This window comes from Vibrio sp. Vb0667, from assembly GCF_033391095.1.
Genome location: NZ_JAWPOL010000042.1, coordinates 13,305 through 29,951, shown reverse-complemented (window position 1 = coordinate 29,951; position 16,647 = coordinate 13,305). Strand labels below are relative to the sequence as shown.

The window sequence follows — 16,647 nt, the reverse complement described above, 5'->3', positions numbered from 1 at the left end:
TTGATTTCTTTTTGCTTAGTATTTTTTTTTGGTTGCTGGATTATGGTATCCTGTCGCAACTTTTTTACGCCCTGTACTGCTTCCTGAAACAAGGCGAAATCGTCATCGTTCTCGGTGTCTTTTTTGCTCATTAGGTAAACAATTTCATTAATAAACTTTATTGGCAGTATTGTAGCGCTTTTCGGAGGCAATTTTGGATAAGATTTTTGTAGAAGAAGCGGTATCGGAACTGCATACCCTTCAAGATATGATTCGTTGGACGGTAAGCCGCTTTAATGCAGCGAACCTGTTTTACGGTCATGGTACTGATAATGCGTGGGATGAAGCTGTTCAGCTTATCCTGCCAACCTTATACTTGCCGATTGATGTGCCTCCGCACGTATTGAACTCTCGCCTAACGACAAGCGAGCGTCTGCGTATTGTTGAGCGCGTAGTAAAACGCATCAACGAGCGTACGCCAACAGCATACCTAACAAACAAAGCATGGTTCTGCGGTCTTGAGTTCTTCGTTGATGAGCGTGTACTTGTGCCACGTTCTCCTATCGGCGAATTGATTCAAGCGGAATTCCAACCTTGGTTGGTGGAAGAGCCTACGCGCATCATGGACCTATGTACGGGTTCTGGTTGTATCGCGATTGCTTGTGCGCACGCTTTCCCTGAAGCAGAAGTGGATGCGATCGACATCTCTACAGATGCTCTACAAGTGGCTGAGCAAAACGTACAAGATCACGGCATGGAGCAGCAAGTGTTCCCAATTCGCTCTGATTTGTTCCGTGATCTTCCAAAAGAGAAATACAATCTAATCGTGTCCAACCCACCATATGTGGATGAAGAAGACATGAACAGCCTGCCAGATGAGTTCACGCATGAGCCTGAGCTTGGGCTAGCTGCGGGTACGGATGGTCTAAAACTAGTGCGTCGTATTCTTGCTAACGCGCCAGATTATCTAACAGATAACGGCATTCTTATTTGTGAAGTCGGAAACTCAATGATTCATATGATGGAACAGTACCCAGAGATTCCATTTACTTGGATTGAGTTCGAGAACGGCGGTCATGGCGTATTTATGCTAACGCGTGACCAGCTGGTTGAGTGTGCAGAAGAGTTTAAACTGTACAAAGACTAATAGAGTCTTGCACTAAACATCAAAACACCGAGCTTTATGCTCGGTGTTTTTTTATGCATACCTCGCCGATATTAACTCTTTACATCAAAACGTAATAAAGCCACTATGAATCCACGAAGAATTGGAAAGCAGCTATGCTCTGTTTTGAGAGAGCGTGGCGATAAAAAACTTGAGGAAGTAATGGCAGGAAACAGTATCGGACAACATTTCCGAGTGACGACATTCGGGGAAAGTCACGGTATCGCACTGGGATGTATCGTAGACGGATGTCCTCCGGGGTTGGAAATTACAGAAGCAGATCTACAAATCGATCTCGACCGCCGTCGTCCAGGCACATCACGTTACACCACACAACGTCGTGAACCGGATGAAGTTAAAATTCTTTCTGGCGTTTTTGAAGGCAAAACCACGGGCACATCGATCGGTTTGCTAATTGAAAACACCGATCAGCGCTCAAAAGACTACTCTGACATCAAAGATAAGTTCAGACCGGGTCATGCTGATTACACTTACCACCAAAAATATGGCGTCCGCGACTATCGCGGTGGCGGCCGTTCTTCAGCTCGTGAAACCGCAATGCGTGTGGCTGCTGGTGCAATCGCGAAGAAATACTTAAAAGATGAGTTTGGTGTTGAGATTCGTGCTTACTTGTCACAAATGGGTGATGTATCTATCGACAAGGTAGATTGGAACGAAATCGAGAACAATGCATTCTTCTGCCCTGATGCTGACAAAGTAGAAGCATTTGACCAACTTATCCGTGACCTGAAAAAAGAAGGCGACTCTATTGGCGCAAAAATCCAGGTTGTGGCAACTAACGTGCCTGTTGGTCTTGGGGAACCCGTATTTGACCGTTTGGATGCAGACATCGCGCACGCACTAATGAGCATAAACGCGGTGAAAGGCGTGGAAATCGGAGACGGTTTCGAGGTGGTAAACCAAAAAGGCAGTCAACACCGTGATACGCTTGCTCCTGAAGGTTTTGGTAGTAATCATGCGGGTGGCATTCTTGGCGGTATCTCGACTGGTCAAGACATTGTCGCTAACATTGCGCTTAAGCCAACATCAAGTATCACTGTGCCGGGTGAGACCATCACAAAAGAAGGTGAACCAACTCAGTTGATCACCAAAGGTCGTCATGACCCATGTGTGGGTATTCGTGCTGTGCCTATCGCAGAAGCGATGCTGGCAATTGTGGTGATGGATCATTTACTACGCCACCGTGGTCAAAACCATGGCGTACAAACCGAGACTCCAAAGATTTAAGAGCTTTGTGTCATTCCAGCGAGCTATAGCGAGACTAGGAATCTAATTTCAGCACGATGAAAAGAGAAAGAAACATCTCTGACAACAGAGTGCTCGGATAATAGATCCTGAATCATGCTCCTTCGTCGCTGTTCAGGATGACTGAATATAAAATTATGCCACTCACTGAATCGCGGGTGGCACAATTTTATCAGGCAAACTTTTTTGTTTAAGTAGTTTTTGCTTAATGAATCGAGCCTTCGGTTTCCAAATGGAAAGAAGGCAGACGCCACTTAAAGCGCACTGCAGCCATACGCAGCATGTAACCAGTAACCAGTGTAATGATCGTGGCAGTGACATCGGGAACATTGAATTCTAATAGCGCTAAGTACATTCCTGATGCGATAAGAGCGACAGAAGCGTAAAGCTCTTCATGCAGTACCAATGGTGTTTGGCGACAGATTAAGTCACGAAGTAGCCCACCGAATACACCCGTTACTAACGCTGAAACCATACAAATACCAGGGTGCAAGCCCATGCCCATCGCAATTTTTGTTCCGATGATACTAAACACGATTAAACCTAATGCATCGAGGCGAATGAACAGACCTTTCAGCTTAATCACCCATTTCGCTAAACCTGTTGTTAGCACACCTGCAACACACGTAATTGCAAGGAACTCTGGGTTTTTTACCCAACCAAGAGGGTAGTGGCCTAATAGAATGTCACGTACGGTGCCACCACCAATGGCCGTTGCGCTGGCCACCAACATAACACCAAACCAGTCCATCTTTCTTCTACCAGCACTTAACGCACCTGTCATGGCTTCAGCCGTGATACCAATGATATACAACACACTTAGCAACATAGGGAAACACTCAACGTAAAAAGTCACTACGTTCTACGAGAATCAGCGTAGGCGAAGTAACAACACTTACAAACGGTTCTATCTCTCTTAAAAAGTGATTAAAACCAGCAACATGCTTGTAATCAAACGGCTTAAAAATAGCGGTTTGAACGGCATCAAAATAAGGCGAGAGTGTAGTGGTAAATAAGTACGCTGACGAATGAGAAATTGTATGGAGAAAGCGACCTTCAGATAAATTCAACTAATAACCAAAAATGTGGGGTTGCCTTTACCTCATAGCTAAAAACAGCGACAATATGCAGCGCATGTCAAACTGAAGTACAAACTCGACGATGACCCACGAATACCAAGACTTAATCACCATTTTTAATGACACCTTTTTAGAACAATTTAATACGAAATTAGAGTTAGGTGGTGATGAGCCTATTTATCTTCCTGCTGATGATGAACACCCTCATCATCGGATTATTTTTGCTCGGGGTTTTTACGCCTCTGCTTTACACGAGATTTCGCATTGGTGTGTGGCTGGTCCAGAGCGTCGTTTGCTGGAAGATTTTGGTTATTGGTATGAACCCGATGGGCGAACAGCAGAAGTTCAAGCGGAGTTTGAGAAAGTTGAAGTGCGACCTCAAGCTTATGAATGGATTCTGGCACAAAGCGCTGGCTTCCCTTTTACGGTGAGTTGTGACAATCTACACGGCGATTTTGAACCAGATAGGCTCGGCTTTATGAAAAAAGTGCATAAAGAAGTGCTAGGTATTTTGGACGTTGGCTTGCCTTTGCGAGTGAAAATGCTTTCTGATGCCCTGCGCGCATTTTATCAAACTAAGCCACTGGAAGCGTCGGACTTTTGCGTTAAATAACCACTAATAACCTCAGAGATACACCATGATTATTGAATTTGAAGAAAAACTACTGGAACTGATTGATGCTCGAATTGAAACAGCATCTGACGATGAATTGTTTGCTGGTGGTTATTTACGTGGTCACATCTCTTTATCCGCGGCGTCTTGTGAAGAAGAAGGGATTAGCGATATTACTGAGCTGAAGTCACGCATTGAGAGCAGCTTAGAAAATGCGCGTACCGAGTTAAGCCCGGCCGATCGCGTAATTGTCAGTGATTTGTGGCAAGAGCTCCAGGCTCAGGCTTAATCCCTAAGCAGCGTTCTCCCTTCATTTAATCCTAGTCATTTACTACTTCGAAAAATTCGAACCTCTCCATAAAATTTTTGTGGTTGTAGCGAAACTGTTCAACTTTTATTCTGATCAGCATAAAACGTGAACAAAGGATTACAACCATGAAAATTGTCGCATTTGGTGCATCTACCAGCTCTACCTCAATCAACAAACTACTTGCTACATACGCAGCAAATCAAGTCGAAGGCGCTCAAGTGAATGTTCTAGACTTAAACGATTATCAAGCGCCAATGTTTAGCGAGGACAAAGAGAAAGAAATAGGTCAAGCTGAAGGGGCTGTCGCGTTTTTACGTGACTTGGCGGAGGCTGACGCTCTCGTTGTTTCCTTCGCAGAGCATAACGGTTCGTACCCAGCGGCCTATAAAAACTTGTTCGATTGGGCGACGCGCATTGAGCGTAATGTATTTCAAAACAAACCTGTCGTTTATTTAGCAACTTCCCCAGGTCCCGGTGGTGCACAAAGTGTTCTTGCGGCGGCGACAGGTTCTGCTCAATTTTTTGGCGCGGATGTAAAGGCATCGTTATCTGTGCCGAGCTTCTACGAAAATTTTGACGTGGAATCGGGTAAGGTTGTAAACCCAGAAGTGGCAGAGCAAGTGAAACAGGCAGTTGCACTGCTGAAGTAATCTCAGTACGAGCAACTTAGTGAGTTAGCGATTCCCGACACGTATCACGTATCTGTGTCGGGAATTAAAACGAGAGAATACTCTTACAGCTCGGTAATGGCTTTGCCTTTTCTTAGTTTACGAACCCACATTCGACTTGGGTGAAGTTCGGTCAATACATCAACCGGTAATGGCAGCGGGTCCCCACAGATCTGGGAGGCCAATACTTCAGCTAATAATGGTGCAGAGCTCAGTCCACGAGATCCTAAACCTAAGAAGCAGAATAGGTTAGGGTACTGATGAATGGTTTCTACCTCTTCTGCTTTTTGATTTTGTAAGTTGGCGTATTGCGTTTTGATCGTCTCAAAGTCACCCACATTCCCGACAAATGGTAAGTGATCTCGGCTAACACAACGAATACCTTGGCGAGATTGATTATCAGTGATATCTACCTCTTTTGCCCATGTTTGATTCGGTACACATTTCACTAGCTTTTCCGCATTATCTTTTTGGGCGTTTTCATCAAATTCGTAGTCAAGGTGACTGCGGTCGTAGCTTGCACCGATACACAAGTGTTGATTACTTGGGTTAACAGGTGTCATGTAACCGTCGTAACACAACACCGTTTTCAGCTGACTCAGCGTTTCGGTTGCTGGCGCATGACTGACTTGTCCTTTCACTTGTCCCATTGGTAGGGAAGCGGCTTGACTCAATGTCTGGAACTCATGGCCGTTCGCAATTACAACCGTTGAGTGCTCAAATGTTTGACCACTCGCCGTTAGTAGCCAGAGCTGACGCTTTTCATCCCAATCTAATGCCTCAACAAGATGTTCAAACTTCGTTGAGAGTAACGACGTCTTCTCCAATTGTTTAATTAACCCGCGAGTTAACTCGGCAGGGCACAGCCACCCTCCCATTGGGTAGTGCACAGACGCCATATCAATAGGTAACCCGATAGTGTTCGCAGTTTCCTCGGCGGACAGCTTTTGAATGAGCTCTGGAGTGAAGTTACCCGCAAGCATTTTCTCCAGTTTGTCTGTGGATTTGTCATCCCACATCAACTGAGTTACGCCACACCAGTCATGATCAAAATCGATCTCTTGTGCTGCTTGTTCAACAAACTGACGTGCGAACAAAAATGCAGGAGCAAACACACGCGAAACGCCAGTATGGGGACCGTTCAACAATGGATACACGGCCCCTTGACGATTACCCGACGCTCCTTTGGCTGGTTGTTTGTCTTTACAGTAAAGGGTGACGTTTTGGCCACGACGAACTAACGTTTTCGCTAACGCCGCGCTGGCTATACCACCACCAATGATGGCAATCGAATCAAGATTGCTAGATGCTGTGCGATTGAACCAAGGGAGATGGTTCGACTGCTTTTCACCTTGCTCCATAGAGCCGGCGATCATTTCTCGCTTAGTGCCGAAACCTTTCACCTTTTTCATTGTAAAGCCAGCTTCGTTCAAACCACGACGTACAAAGCCTGCTGCGGTAAACGTGGCAACTGTACAATCTTGCTTGGCTAGCTTTGCCATGTTGTTGAACAGGCCTTGGTTCCACATCTCTGGGTTTTTGCTTGGCGCGAATCCATCTAAGAACCAAGCATCAATCAAACCTTGTTCGTTGTATGGGACTTGCGGCATGCAGTCTTTAATGTCACCAAACCAAAGGTCGAGTGTGATTGCGCCGTCTTCTAAAACAATGCGATGACACTCCGGCACAGCGGCAGGGTAGTGCTTTTGTAACTTTTCCGCGTATTCAGCTAGCTCAGGCCAAGCTTCATGCGCCTTCTTTAAATCGGCTTTGCTTAATGGGTATTTTTCAAAGCTAATAAAATGCAGCTCTTTCAATGTTGCGTCCGGATGCTGACGACGAAACTCACTAAACCACTGGCATACTGCTAAGAAGTTTAATCCCGTGCCAAATCCGGTTTCACCAATGACAAAACGTCTTTGGTCAAATTCCTGCCATCTTTCTGGGAGATGATTTTGTTTTAAGAAAACGTAGCGTGTCTCTTCAAGACCGTTTACGTTAGAGAAGTAAACATCATCAAATTGGTCTGAAACCGGAGTACCAGCTTCGTTCCAACCAAGTTCTGCGTTTTTTATTGAAGTCATAATGGTGCAAATTTGTGATTTGGCGCGGTAAGAATGGGGCGATTGTACGAATTTATGGGAAAGCTGACCACTTTTGTTGACTATCTTAGTTATCATCTAGCGGATTTTTGAATTATAGGAATGTCATAATGAAACGAGTCGTAATCACCGGTATGGGTATTGTTTCAAGTATCGGTAACAACGTCGAAGAAGTTCTAGCGTCTCTTAAAGCGGGCAAATCTGGCATCACTGCATCTGAGCAGTTCAAAGAACACGGTCTTCGTTCGCAAGTATGGGGTGACCTAAAAATCAACCCGGCGGAACACATCGACCGTAAGCAGATGCGCTTTATGGGTGATGCGGCTGCTTATGCATACCTATCAATGGAGCAGGCAATCGCAGACGCTGGTCTTACAGAAGAGCAGGTTTCAAACGATCGTACCGGTATCGTTGCAGGTTCTGGCGGTGCTTCTGCATACAATCAAACGGTAGCGACAGACACGATGCGCGCCAAAGGCGTAAAGCGAGTTGGTCCTTACATGGTTCCTCGTACTATGTCTTCTACTGTTTCTGCTTGTCTTGCTACGCCATTTAAGATTCGTGGCGTGAACTACTCAATGAGCTCTGCATGTGCAACATCTGCACACTGTATCGGCCATGCTATGGAGCTTATTCAACTAGGCAAACAAGATATTGTTTTTGCTGGTGGCGGCGAAGAGCTAGATTGGTCTCAAACTATGATGTTTGATGCGATGGGCGCACTGTCAACCAAATACAATGACACGCCAGACAAAGCATCTCGTACATACGATGCAGACCGTGACGGTTTTGTTATCTCGGGCGGCGGCGGCATGCTGGTTATTGAAGAACTAGAGCACGCACTGGCACGTGGTGCGAAAATCTACGGTGAAATCGTAGGTTACGGTGCGACATCAGATGGCTACGACATGGTAGCGCCATCAGGTGAAGGCGCAATTCGTTGTATGAAGATGGCGATGCAAGACGTTGATGGTGTGGATTACATCAACACGCACGGCACATCGACACCAGTTGGTGACGTGAAAGAGCTTGGTGCTATCCAACAATTGTTTGGTGAGAACAGCCCTGCAATCTCTGCAACAAAAGCAATGACTGGCCACGCACTCGGCGCAGCGGGCGTGCACGAAGCAATTTACTCAACACTTATGCTAGACAAAAACTTCATTGCTCCAAGCATCAATATTTCAAACTTGGACGAAGCAGCACAAGGTCTGGACATCGTGACAGAAGCACGTGATGCAGAGCTAACGACCGTAATGTCAAACAGCTTTGGCTTTGGCGGCACAAACGCAACTTTGGTTATTAAAAAGTACCAAGGTTAACTGAATTTGTTGGCGCCTTGCGAGAGTACTGTAAACGCCAACAATCCAGTTTCCAGAGCTTGATCAGTCACACTGATCGAACAGACGCAGACTCTATCCCATGGAGAGCGGGATAGGATCCTTTTGTTCTGGAACTTTGCCCGGCTATTTAGCCGGGCTTTTTCTTTTCTCTGTTTCTGCTTTTCTCTAGGCTTCCCGTCAATCGATTCTATAGGAGTTACCTCCTTGAGGTTTATTGGTGTTATATCTTGAGATTTTTCGGGAAAAGGGCACAATCGCTTTAGTTTCGCATCTTGCGAATAAACGAACTCTTACAAATGGATGTTAGAACGCTGGCGCTATGAAAATTATTGTTGATGAAAATATGCCGTATGCTGAAGAACTATTCAGCCAACTCGGTAACGTAATTCTAAAACCAGGTCGTACACTGACCGCCGATGATTTAGTGGATGTTGATGCCCTAATGATTCGCTCAGTCACCAAAGTGAATGCTGACCTGATCAGCAAAGCAAACAAGCTGAAGTTTGTTGGTACGGCCACGGCAGGCATGGATCATGTTGACCAAGCACTCTTAAAAGAGAAAGGCATTTTCTTCACTGCGGCGCCAGGGTGTAACAAAGTGGGTGTGGCGGAATACGCGTTCAGCGTGATGATGGTGCTCGCTCAGCAACAAGGTTTCTCGGTATTTGACAAGACGGTAGGTATTATTGGTGCAGGCCAAGTAGGTAGCTACCTAGAGAAATGTTTGAAAGGCATGGGTATTAAAGTTCTCATCAATGACCCATTCAAACAAGAGGCTGGTGATCCTCGTAGCTTTACTCCGTTGACAGAACTGATTGAAAGCTCAGACATCATTACACTACATACGCCAATCACCAAAGATGGCCCATACCCAACGCATCATTTGATTGATGAGAAGGTATTAAATGGTCTCCGCAGCGATCAAATTTTGATTAACGCGGCTCGAGGTCCCATCGTTGACAACGCTGCTTTGAAGCAACGTCTTTTGAAAAATGATGGCTTTACAGCGGCACTCGACGTATTTGAATTTGAACCAGAGGTTGATATGGAGCTTCTGCCTCTGCTAGCATTCGCAACCCCTCACGTTGCAGGCTACGGCTTGGAAGGGAAAGCTCGCGGTACAACGATGATTTTCAACAGCTACTGTGAGTTCTTAAATAACGAATTACGTGCGCATGCCAGCGATTTACTGCCAACCGCGCCTGTTCCTACTATGGTATTGGACAGAGCTTGGGACGAAGCAACACTGCATAACATCACGCAGTTAATCTATGATGTGCGTAGAGATGACGCTCTTTTCCGCCGCGAAATCAGTAAGCCAGGCTCTTTTGACCTGATGCGTAAAAACTACTGGGATCGCCGTGAATACAGCGCTGTCACGCTAGTGGGTAACAAAACATGTAACCTTGCTCCATTAGCAGAACTAGGTTTTCAGATTGAGGTAAGTCAATGAGCCAGCAATATAATGTTGCCATTTTAGGTGCGACCGGTGCGGTCGGTGAAACAATTTTGGATGTGCTTCAAGAGCGCAAATTCCCAGTAGGCGAAATCTTCCTACTCGCGAGTGAGCGCAGCGAAGGCAAGACTTATCGCTTCAATGGTAAAACGGTACGCGTTCAAAACGTAGAAGAGTTCGATTGGTCTCAAGCGCATATCGCACTGTTTTCTGCTGGTGGTGAGCTATCAGCCAAGTGGGCTCCAATTGCCGCTGATGAAGGCGTGATTGTTATCGACAATACATCACACTTCCGTTACGAGTACGACATTCCTCTTGTTGTGCCAGAAGTAAACCCAGAAGCGATTGCAGAGTTTCGTAACCGTAACATCATTGCGAACCCGAACTGTTCAACCATCCAAATGTTGGTTGCACTAAAACCAATTCACGATGCGGTGGGCATTGAGCGTATTAACGTATCAACTTACCAATCGGTATCTGGTGCAGGCAAAGCGGGTATCGATGAGCTAGCAGGTCAAACGGCGAAGCTGCTAAACGGTCTGCCTGCAGACAAGAAGCAATTCTCTCAACAGATCGCGTTTAACTGTATTCCACAAATCGATCAAATGATGGAAAACGGCTACACCAAAGAAGAAATGAAAATGGTGTGGGAAACACAGAAGATCTTTAACGATCCATCAATCACAGTCAATCCAACGTGTGTACGTGTTCCTGTATTCTACGGTCACGCAGAAGCACTTCACATTGAGACTCGTTCACCTATCGATGCACAAGAAGTCGTTAACTTGCTTGAGCAAACTGACGGTATCGAAGTGTTCCACGGTGAAGACTTCCCTACACAAGTTCGCGATGCGGGCGGTAAGGACCATGTAATGGTTGGTCGTATCCGTAACGATATCAGCCATCATAGCGGCGTAAACCTGTGGGTTGTTGCTGATAACGTGCGTAAAGGCGCGGCAACTAACGCGGTGCAAATCGCAGAAGTTCTGATCCGCGATTACTACTAAGTCGCTTACAGTTCATTTCAAAGCCTCGCACAGTGCGAGGCTTTTTTGTACGAACGAAACAAAATAGTGTGAGATTAGTACGAATATGGCGAGAGCCACACATTTTTTATTCTCAACGCTATAGTTTTGCATGCGATATCCGATATATTTAACCGATCACCATTTCAAATTGTATCTAGCACAAAACTGAGCCTTCTATGCGTCAAAATTATAAGCGTTTGTTAGCAGCCCTTGTGTTGATGAGCGCGACTCAGACATCATCAGTGGTTCAAGCCGAAGGAATTCGTCTTGTTGGACCGTCTGGTGAAGTGCAATCATCTCCGAGCTATGCTGAAGATATTGAGCGAGCATTACCTGCTCCTCCTGCGAATACTCAACCGTCACGTTTCTTTGGTCCGACTGGTGAAAATCAAACACTATGGTCGATCGCTTCAGAATTACGACCTTCACGCGGTGTTACCGTTCAACAAACGCTTCTTGCCATTTACCGAATTAACCCTCAAGCGTTTGAGAACCAAAACATTCATGAATTGATCCCAGGGAGTCGGCTACGAGTACCTTCTTTAGAGCAAGTGCAAAGCGCGACCACAGCGCAAGCTGTTGCGATTATGAAGGCGCATGAAGCTAAGTTAAAACAGCCGAAGCCGACAAATAGAGCGACGCCAGCACAACGAGTCACCGAGCAACCAAAGCCACAAATTAAAGTAGAACCCAAGTCTGCGACTAAGCCAGAGACAGTGGCAGCAACGGAGCCAAAACCAACTCCGAAAACAATACCGGTCATCCCTGCGCCACCAGTAACCACCTCTCCGCAGGGTGAAAAGCAGGTCAGTGCGCTAAAGGACAAACTTCAAGGCTCACAAAGTGAATTAGAGTCATTAGAAGAGAAGAACCATCGTCTTCGATTGATGCTGTCAGAAGTGCAAAGCGAAGTCGAAACTTTGAAAAGCGAGTTGAATGACGAAGAACGCATTCGCTCAGAAGTCGAGAAGCTGCTTGCTGAAGAGCGCCAACGCCTTGCTGAACAACAGCGCATGCAACCAAGCACCATGGACAAAATTTTGTCTAATGGTTGGCTCGTTGGTCTTGCGGCATTAATTCCTGGTGCTTTGATTGCGTTGCTAGTTGTTATGCTTCTTGGCCGACGCTCTAAAGCGAAAGAGGAAGAAGCGGCTGCGCAGGAACAGCAAAACGTTGATCCTCTTGCGGCGCCAATCGGTTTAGCGGCGGCGGATGAGCTGGATGAAGAGCTCACGCTTGATGATGAATTGTTTGCAGATGAAGATATCAACGCACAGTCTTTACAAGAAGAGAAGTCAGATTTAGAAGAAGACGTCTTTGCTAATCTCGACGATGAAGAACTTGATTTCAATCTGGAAGGGGACGATGACCCATTTGCAGATATTGGCGATGACGGTGACCTAGATGTTGGTCTGGATGAGTTTGAGTCATCGAACAATGGTATCCAAGTCAACGGCGAAGAAAAGGCGCTTGGTTTAGAAGAAATGGAGCGAGCCTTAGATGAGGTTGCTCCAGAACTAGAAGTGCTCGATGACGATGAGTCTGGCTTCGATCTTTCGGATGATGCGAATGAGAAATCAGACTCGCTTTCAGACGACGCATTTGCCGAGTTACTTGCAGCCGATGAGCCGTCAGAAGAGTTACCAAGTGACACTGTCGACCAGGATATGCTTGATGACTTGTTTGCTGAACTTGGCAACGATGACTTCGATTTAGATACTGATGAGCCTGAGTTAAAACAGCCCGTTTCGGATGATGACTTTAGTGTAGGAGAGGCATCTGACGACGATATCGATAAGCTATTGGCCCAGTATGAACAACCGGCTAGTGAATCGGAAGTTCGAGAAGCTGACGCCAATGAAGGTCCTGTTCTAGATGAAAACAGTACAGAGCTACTCGATGAACTCATTGATTTTGATGAAGATGACACAGACGAGTTTGATCCACTAAACGAGCTAGAAGCAATCTCTGGTTTTGAAGGTGATGACTCGATCGAAGAGTTAGACGCAGATAGCACAGACTTACTGGACGAACTCATTGATGATGTTACCTCTGAACTTGATGAAGAGACTGAAGCTGATTTAGATCCGTTTGATGATCTGATTCGAGAGGACGAGAGCCCAGAGCAGAATAAATCGGAAGAGGAAGAGTTACTGAAATCACTTGGTTTTGGTGAGCCAGACGCCGACGAAAAGCCATCTCCCGTAGTTGGGTCAGAACAAACTCATGAAGATCAGGACATTGAGTCTGGGTTGGACATCGACGCTTTATTAAGTGAAAGCCAGCCAGACACGCAACAAGCTGTAGAAGATCAACCATTAACCGAGCCAGAGGCTGCCTCAGAGCCATTTAGCAGCGATGAATTTCTTGGTGATTTAGAGGACCTCTCACCAGAGAATGATCCTTTAATGAGCGAGCTAGACGACCTATTTGAGTCAGACAGTGAAGAACTTCTGCCAACAGAACAAGAAAAAGCGGATTTTTCTGCTGAACTTGACGCTCTATTTGATAGTGAAGACGATTTACCGCAGCAAGTTGAAAAAACACAAACGGAGATAGAGGAAGCTTCATCACTACAACAAGAGGCTACCGATACTGATTCAACACAAGAACCATCCGTGGAGTCCGATGCTGAGGTACAGCCTCACGTTGAGCAAGAGGAAGACATTCCAGCCTTCACGCCGACACCAAATACAATAGAAAATGAATTCGGTGTTCCACAAGAAGAAGATTGGCTACTGGATGAACCTGAATTGGAGCCGGAAACTGAGTCGACCAACGATTCAGAAGATGAATTCAATTTTGACGAGCTAGATCTTCCAGAATTCAGCGAAGAAGATGCTCTAGCATCTATGGCTGGCGAACCTGCGTTAGAAACGTCCGAGTCCGTTGAGTCAGAACAAGTTGAAGCAGGCTTACCAACTGAATCAGAAGAAGAATTCAATTTTGACGAGCTGGATCTTCCTGAGTTTAGTGAAGAAGACGCATTGGCGTCTATGGCGGATGAGCCGGAGTTAGAAACGTCCGAGTCCGTTAAACCAGAGCAAGTCGAAGCTGACTTACCAACCGAGTCCGAAGAAGAGTTCAATTTTGATGAGCTGGATCTTCCTGAGTTTAGTGAAGAAGACGCATTGGCGTCTATGACGGATGAGCCGGAGTTAGAAACGTCCGAGTCCGTTGAACCAGAACAAGTTGAAGCCGACTTGCCAACTGAATCAGAAGATGAATTCAATTTTGATGAGCTAGATCTTCCTGAGTTTAGTGAAGAAGACGCATTGGCGTCTATGGCGGATGAGCCGGAGTTAGAAACGTCCGAGTCCGTTGAGCCAGAACAGGTTGAAGCCGACTTGCCAGCTGAATCAGAAGATGAATTCAATTTTGATGAGCTGGATCTTCCTGAGTTTAGTGAAGAAGACGCATTGGCGTCTATGGTGGATGAGCCGGAGTTAGAAACGTCCGAGTCCATTGAACTAGAACAAGTTGAAGCCGACTTGCCAACTGAGTCCGAAGAAGAGTTCAATTTTGATGAGCTCGATTTGCCAGAGTTCAGCGAAGAAGATGCCTTGGCGTCGATGGAAGAAGAGCCAGAATTACCGAGCTCTGAGACTGCAGATATAGAACCAATCTCCGGTGAGGATGAAGAGTTAAGTTTTGACGACCAAGATCTTCCAGAGTTCAATGAGGAAGATGTTCTCGCGTCAATGAACGAGGGTGCGTCAGAGAGCCCTAAGGTTGAAGCAGAGACATCGAGACCAGCTATTCAAGCCGATAACGATCATGATGCTTTGTTTGAAGTATTTGCGCAGCAAAACGGCTTTGATACTGACCCAGAAGTGCAGCCAACAGCGACAGAGGGTGAGCCGCTCAGTAATTTGGATGATGAATCATCAATGGCTAACCTTCTTGCGGAAGACGCAAACTCAGAAGTATTTGAAGGTAAACTAGACAGTGACACCATCGCAAGTGCAGGTATGGATTTTGAAACCATGCTTGATGTTGGAGATGATTGGGATGGCTTTAAACCCGCTGCTGATAACGTAAGTTCTACTGAAGAAGTGCCTGAGGACCAGCGTGATGTTTGGAATTCGAGTGATGCACTAAGTCAGCCAGAGATCGCGCAAGAAAACTGGGCAGAGCAAAGCGACTTGGATGACTTCGACCCGAAGAAAAATCAATTTATGACGATTGATGAATTGATGGCTCAGGTCGACAGAGAAGGTGGTGAGTTCGAAGAAGAAGACCTTAAGCTCGATGTCGGATTGAACGAGTTTCCAGATGTTATCGGTGAGATCGGCGATATTGACGTAGATAGCAATGCTGAAGCGGCTGGGAAACTGGATTTGGCTAAAATCTATCTCGAGATGAACGATTCTCAAGGGGCGATTAAACTACTAGAAGAGGCGATTGTTTACGGTGAGGATGATATTCGCCGCGAAGCAAAAAGCCTGATTGACGCCATTAATGGCCGATAAACCGAAACAAAAGGGTAGCGTTTGCTACCCTTTTTGTGTCCCGTTAGTATGATGCTACCTTTATGTCACCCTTGGTGAAACTGGCAACTTGAGGTGACTTGAGTATATACTTCCCGCCCCATTTTAGAGTTCGAAGGTTAAGATGAGAATCGCATTAGGTATCGAGTACAACGGTACAAACTACTTTGGTTGGCAGCGCCAAAGAGAAGTGAAAAGTGTCCAAGAAGAGCTAGAGAAAGCATTGTCCGTCGTCGCTAATCACCCAGTTGAAGTTCAGTGTGCTGGTCGGACAGACGCAGGCGTGCATGGCACGGGACAAGTTGTGCACTTTGATACCAACGTTACTCGAAAAATGGTAGCTTGGACCATGGGCGCAAACGCGAACATGCCAAGCGATATAGCGGTTCGTTGGGCTCAAGAAGTTTCAGATGATTTCCATGCAAGATTCTCAGCGACAGCGCGCCGTTATCGTTACATTATTTTCAATCATGCTTTACGTCCAGGCATCTTAAACTCGGGGGTTAGTCACTATCATGGTGAGCTCGACGAGAAAAAAATGCATGAAGCAGGGCAGTTCCTACTCGGCGAAAATGATTTTACGTCGTTTCGCGCGGCGCATTGTCAGTCTCGCAGTCCATTTCGAAACTTGATGCATCTGAACGTTACGCGCCATGGAAACTATGTGGTTATTGATATTAAAGCCAATGCGTTCGTGCATCATATGGTTCGTAATATCACGGGTAGCTTGATAAAAGTTGGACGTGGCGAAGAGAGTCCTGAATGGATCAAGTGGTTATTAGACGCCAAAGATCGCAAACTAGCGGGTGCGACAGCGAAAGCGGAAGGTCTGTACCTGGTAGATGTAGACTACCCAGAAGAGTTTGGGTTACCTGAAGTGCCGATCGGTCCACTGTTTTTACCAGATAATTTGAACTAATTTTACAAACTTATTTCAAAATATCGGTAGTGTTTACATTGAATGTGAACGGAAAACATACGCTATTTACGATATCAAAAATAGGTACAACCAGTTTTTTATCTACAGTAGCTGCAAGATATGGTTTAATCCGTCGGTATTATGTCGAATTTATATCTTTCGCAATGAAGCGGAAGAGTTGAGAGAAAAGGTCTTCCATGAGTTGGCTTGAAAAGATTTTAGAGAAAAG

The 16,647-nt window shown here is 45.8% G+C and carries 12 protein-coding genes and 1 pseudogene; 10 read left to right on the top strand and 3 right to left on the bottom strand.

Annotated features, from left to right (window positions below; genetic code table 11):
- Positions 1-131 (bottom strand): annotated as a pseudogene (locus R8269_RS21865) (endonuclease SmrB); the annotation flags it as partial.
- 62 nt (positions 132-193) lie between these two features.
- Between R8269_RS21865 and prmB the strand changes: the two are divergent.
- Positions 194-1,126: a 50S ribosomal protein L3 N(5)-glutamine methyltransferase gene (prmB, locus tag R8269_RS21860; protein ID WP_005380541.1), complete on the top strand. Its 933-nt coding sequence runs from the start codon at positions 194-196 to the stop codon at positions 1,124-1,126.
- A gap of 180 nt (positions 1,127-1,306) precedes the next feature.
- Complete coding sequence (gene aroC, locus R8269_RS21855) at positions 1,307-2,392, top strand: chorismate synthase (protein ID WP_206970957.1); 1,086 nt, start codon at positions 1,307-1,309, stop codon at positions 2,390-2,392.
- Positions 2,393-2,615: 223 nt separating this feature from the next.
- Here aroC and R8269_RS21850 read toward each other — a convergent pair whose 3' ends face one another.
- Positions 2,616-3,239 (bottom strand): trimeric intracellular cation channel family protein, encoded by a 624-nt coding sequence (locus R8269_RS21850; protein WP_005380544.1) that lies wholly within the window; start codon positions 3,237-3,239, stop codon positions 2,616-2,618.
- 332 nt (positions 3,240-3,571) lie between these two features.
- Between R8269_RS21850 and R8269_RS21845 the strand changes: the two genes are divergently transcribed.
- The 3 genes from R8269_RS21845 to R8269_RS21835 all read left to right on the top strand — a co-directional run bounded on the left by R8269_RS21845 (position 3,572) and on the right by R8269_RS21835 (position 5,062).
- Positions 3,572-4,102 (top strand): elongation factor P hydroxylase, encoded by a 531-nt coding sequence (locus R8269_RS21845; protein ID WP_005380546.1) that lies wholly within the window; start codon positions 3,572-3,574, stop codon positions 4,100-4,102.
- 25 nt (positions 4,103-4,127) lie between these two features.
- Positions 4,128-4,391 (top strand): YfcL family protein, encoded by a 264-nt coding sequence (locus tag R8269_RS21840; RefSeq protein WP_017635933.1) that lies wholly within the window; start codon positions 4,128-4,130, stop codon positions 4,389-4,391.
- 146 nt (positions 4,392-4,537) lie between these two features.
- Positions 4,538-5,062, top strand: a complete 525-nt coding sequence (locus R8269_RS21835) for an NADPH-dependent FMN reductase (RefSeq protein ID WP_005380552.1) — start codon at positions 4,538-4,540, stop codon at positions 5,060-5,062.
- An 83-nt stretch (positions 5,063-5,145) separates the two neighbouring features.
- Here R8269_RS21835 and mnmC read toward each other — a convergent pair whose 3' ends face one another.
- Positions 5,146-7,164 carry a bifunctional tRNA (5-methylaminomethyl-2-thiouridine)(34)-methyltransferase MnmD/FAD-dependent 5-carboxymethylaminomethyl-2-thiouridine(34) oxidoreductase MnmC gene (mnmC, locus tag R8269_RS21830; protein ID WP_318222661.1) on the bottom strand — a complete coding sequence of 673 codons (2,019 nt, stop codon included), beginning with the start codon at positions 7,162-7,164 and terminating at the stop codon, positions 5,146-5,148.
- A 128-nt stretch (positions 7,165-7,292) separates the two neighbouring features.
- Between mnmC and fabB the strand changes: the two genes are divergently transcribed.
- The 5 genes from fabB to truA all read left to right on the top strand — a co-directional run bounded on the left by fabB (position 7,293) and on the right by truA (position 16,418).
- Positions 7,293-8,504: a beta-ketoacyl-ACP synthase I gene (gene fabB / locus R8269_RS21825; RefSeq protein ID WP_005380557.1), complete on the top strand. Its 1,212-nt coding sequence runs from the start codon at positions 7,293-7,295 to the stop codon at positions 8,502-8,504.
- A gap of 340 nt (positions 8,505-8,844) precedes the next feature.
- Complete coding sequence (locus R8269_RS21820) at positions 8,845-9,978, top strand: 4-phosphoerythronate dehydrogenase (RefSeq protein ID WP_132936864.1); 1,134 nt, start codon at positions 8,845-8,847, stop codon at positions 9,976-9,978.
- The gene (locus R8269_RS21815; RefSeq protein ID WP_005380562.1) at positions 9,975-10,988 is read left to right on the top strand and encodes an aspartate-semialdehyde dehydrogenase; all 1,014 of its coding nucleotides are present in this window, start codon (positions 9,975-9,977) and stop codon (positions 10,986-10,988) included. Before R8269_RS21820 ends, R8269_RS21815 begins: the two co-directional genes overlap by 4 nt.
- Before the next feature lie 197 nt (positions 10,989-11,185).
- The gene (locus R8269_RS21810) at positions 11,186-15,481 is read left to right on the top strand and encodes a FimV/HubP family polar landmark protein (RefSeq protein WP_258476871.1); all 4,296 of its coding nucleotides are present in this window, start codon (positions 11,186-11,188) and stop codon (positions 15,479-15,481) included.
- Positions 15,482-15,623: 142 nt separating this feature from the next.
- Positions 15,624-16,418 carry a tRNA pseudouridine(38-40) synthase TruA gene (gene truA / locus R8269_RS21805; protein WP_033907367.1) on the top strand — a complete coding sequence of 265 codons (795 nt, stop codon included), beginning with the start codon at positions 15,624-15,626 and terminating at the stop codon, positions 16,416-16,418.
- Positions 16,419-16,647: the final 229 nt, after the last annotated feature.

What these genes read in the sequence shown, in the direction of transcription:
- aroC (WP_206970957.1), top strand. Translation starts at nt 1,307, where the DNA reads ATGGCAGGAAACAGTATCGGACAACATTTCCGAGTGACGACATTCGGG.
- R8269_RS21850 (WP_005380544.1), bottom strand. Translation starts at nt 3,239, where the DNA reads ATGTTGCTAAGTGTGTTGTATATCATTGGTATCACGGCTGAAGCCATG.
- R8269_RS21845 (WP_005380546.1), top strand. Translation starts at nt 3,572, where the DNA reads ATGACCCACGAATACCAAGACTTAATCACCATTTTTAATGACACCTTT.
- R8269_RS21840 (WP_017635933.1), top strand. Translation starts at nt 4,128, where the DNA reads ATGATTATTGAATTTGAAGAAAAACTACTGGAACTGATTGATGCTCGA.
- R8269_RS21835 (WP_005380552.1), top strand. Translation starts at nt 4,538, where the DNA reads ATGAAAATTGTCGCATTTGGTGCATCTACCAGCTCTACCTCAATCAAC.
- mnmC (WP_318222661.1), bottom strand. Translation starts at nt 7,164, where the DNA reads ATGACTTCAATAAAAAACGCAGAACTTGGTTGGAACGAAGCTGGTACT.
- fabB (WP_005380557.1), top strand. Translation starts at nt 7,293, where the DNA reads ATGAAACGAGTCGTAATCACCGGTATGGGTATTGTTTCAAGTATCGGT.
- R8269_RS21820 (WP_132936864.1), top strand. Translation starts at nt 8,845, where the DNA reads ATGAAAATTATTGTTGATGAAAATATGCCGTATGCTGAAGAACTATTC.
- R8269_RS21815 (WP_005380562.1), top strand. Translation starts at nt 9,975, where the DNA reads ATGAGCCAGCAATATAATGTTGCCATTTTAGGTGCGACCGGTGCGGTC.
- R8269_RS21810 (WP_258476871.1), top strand. Translation starts at nt 11,186, where the DNA reads ATGCGTCAAAATTATAAGCGTTTGTTAGCAGCCCTTGTGTTGATGAGC.
- truA (WP_033907367.1), top strand. Translation starts at nt 15,624, where the DNA reads ATGAGAATCGCATTAGGTATCGAGTACAACGGTACAAACTACTTTGGT.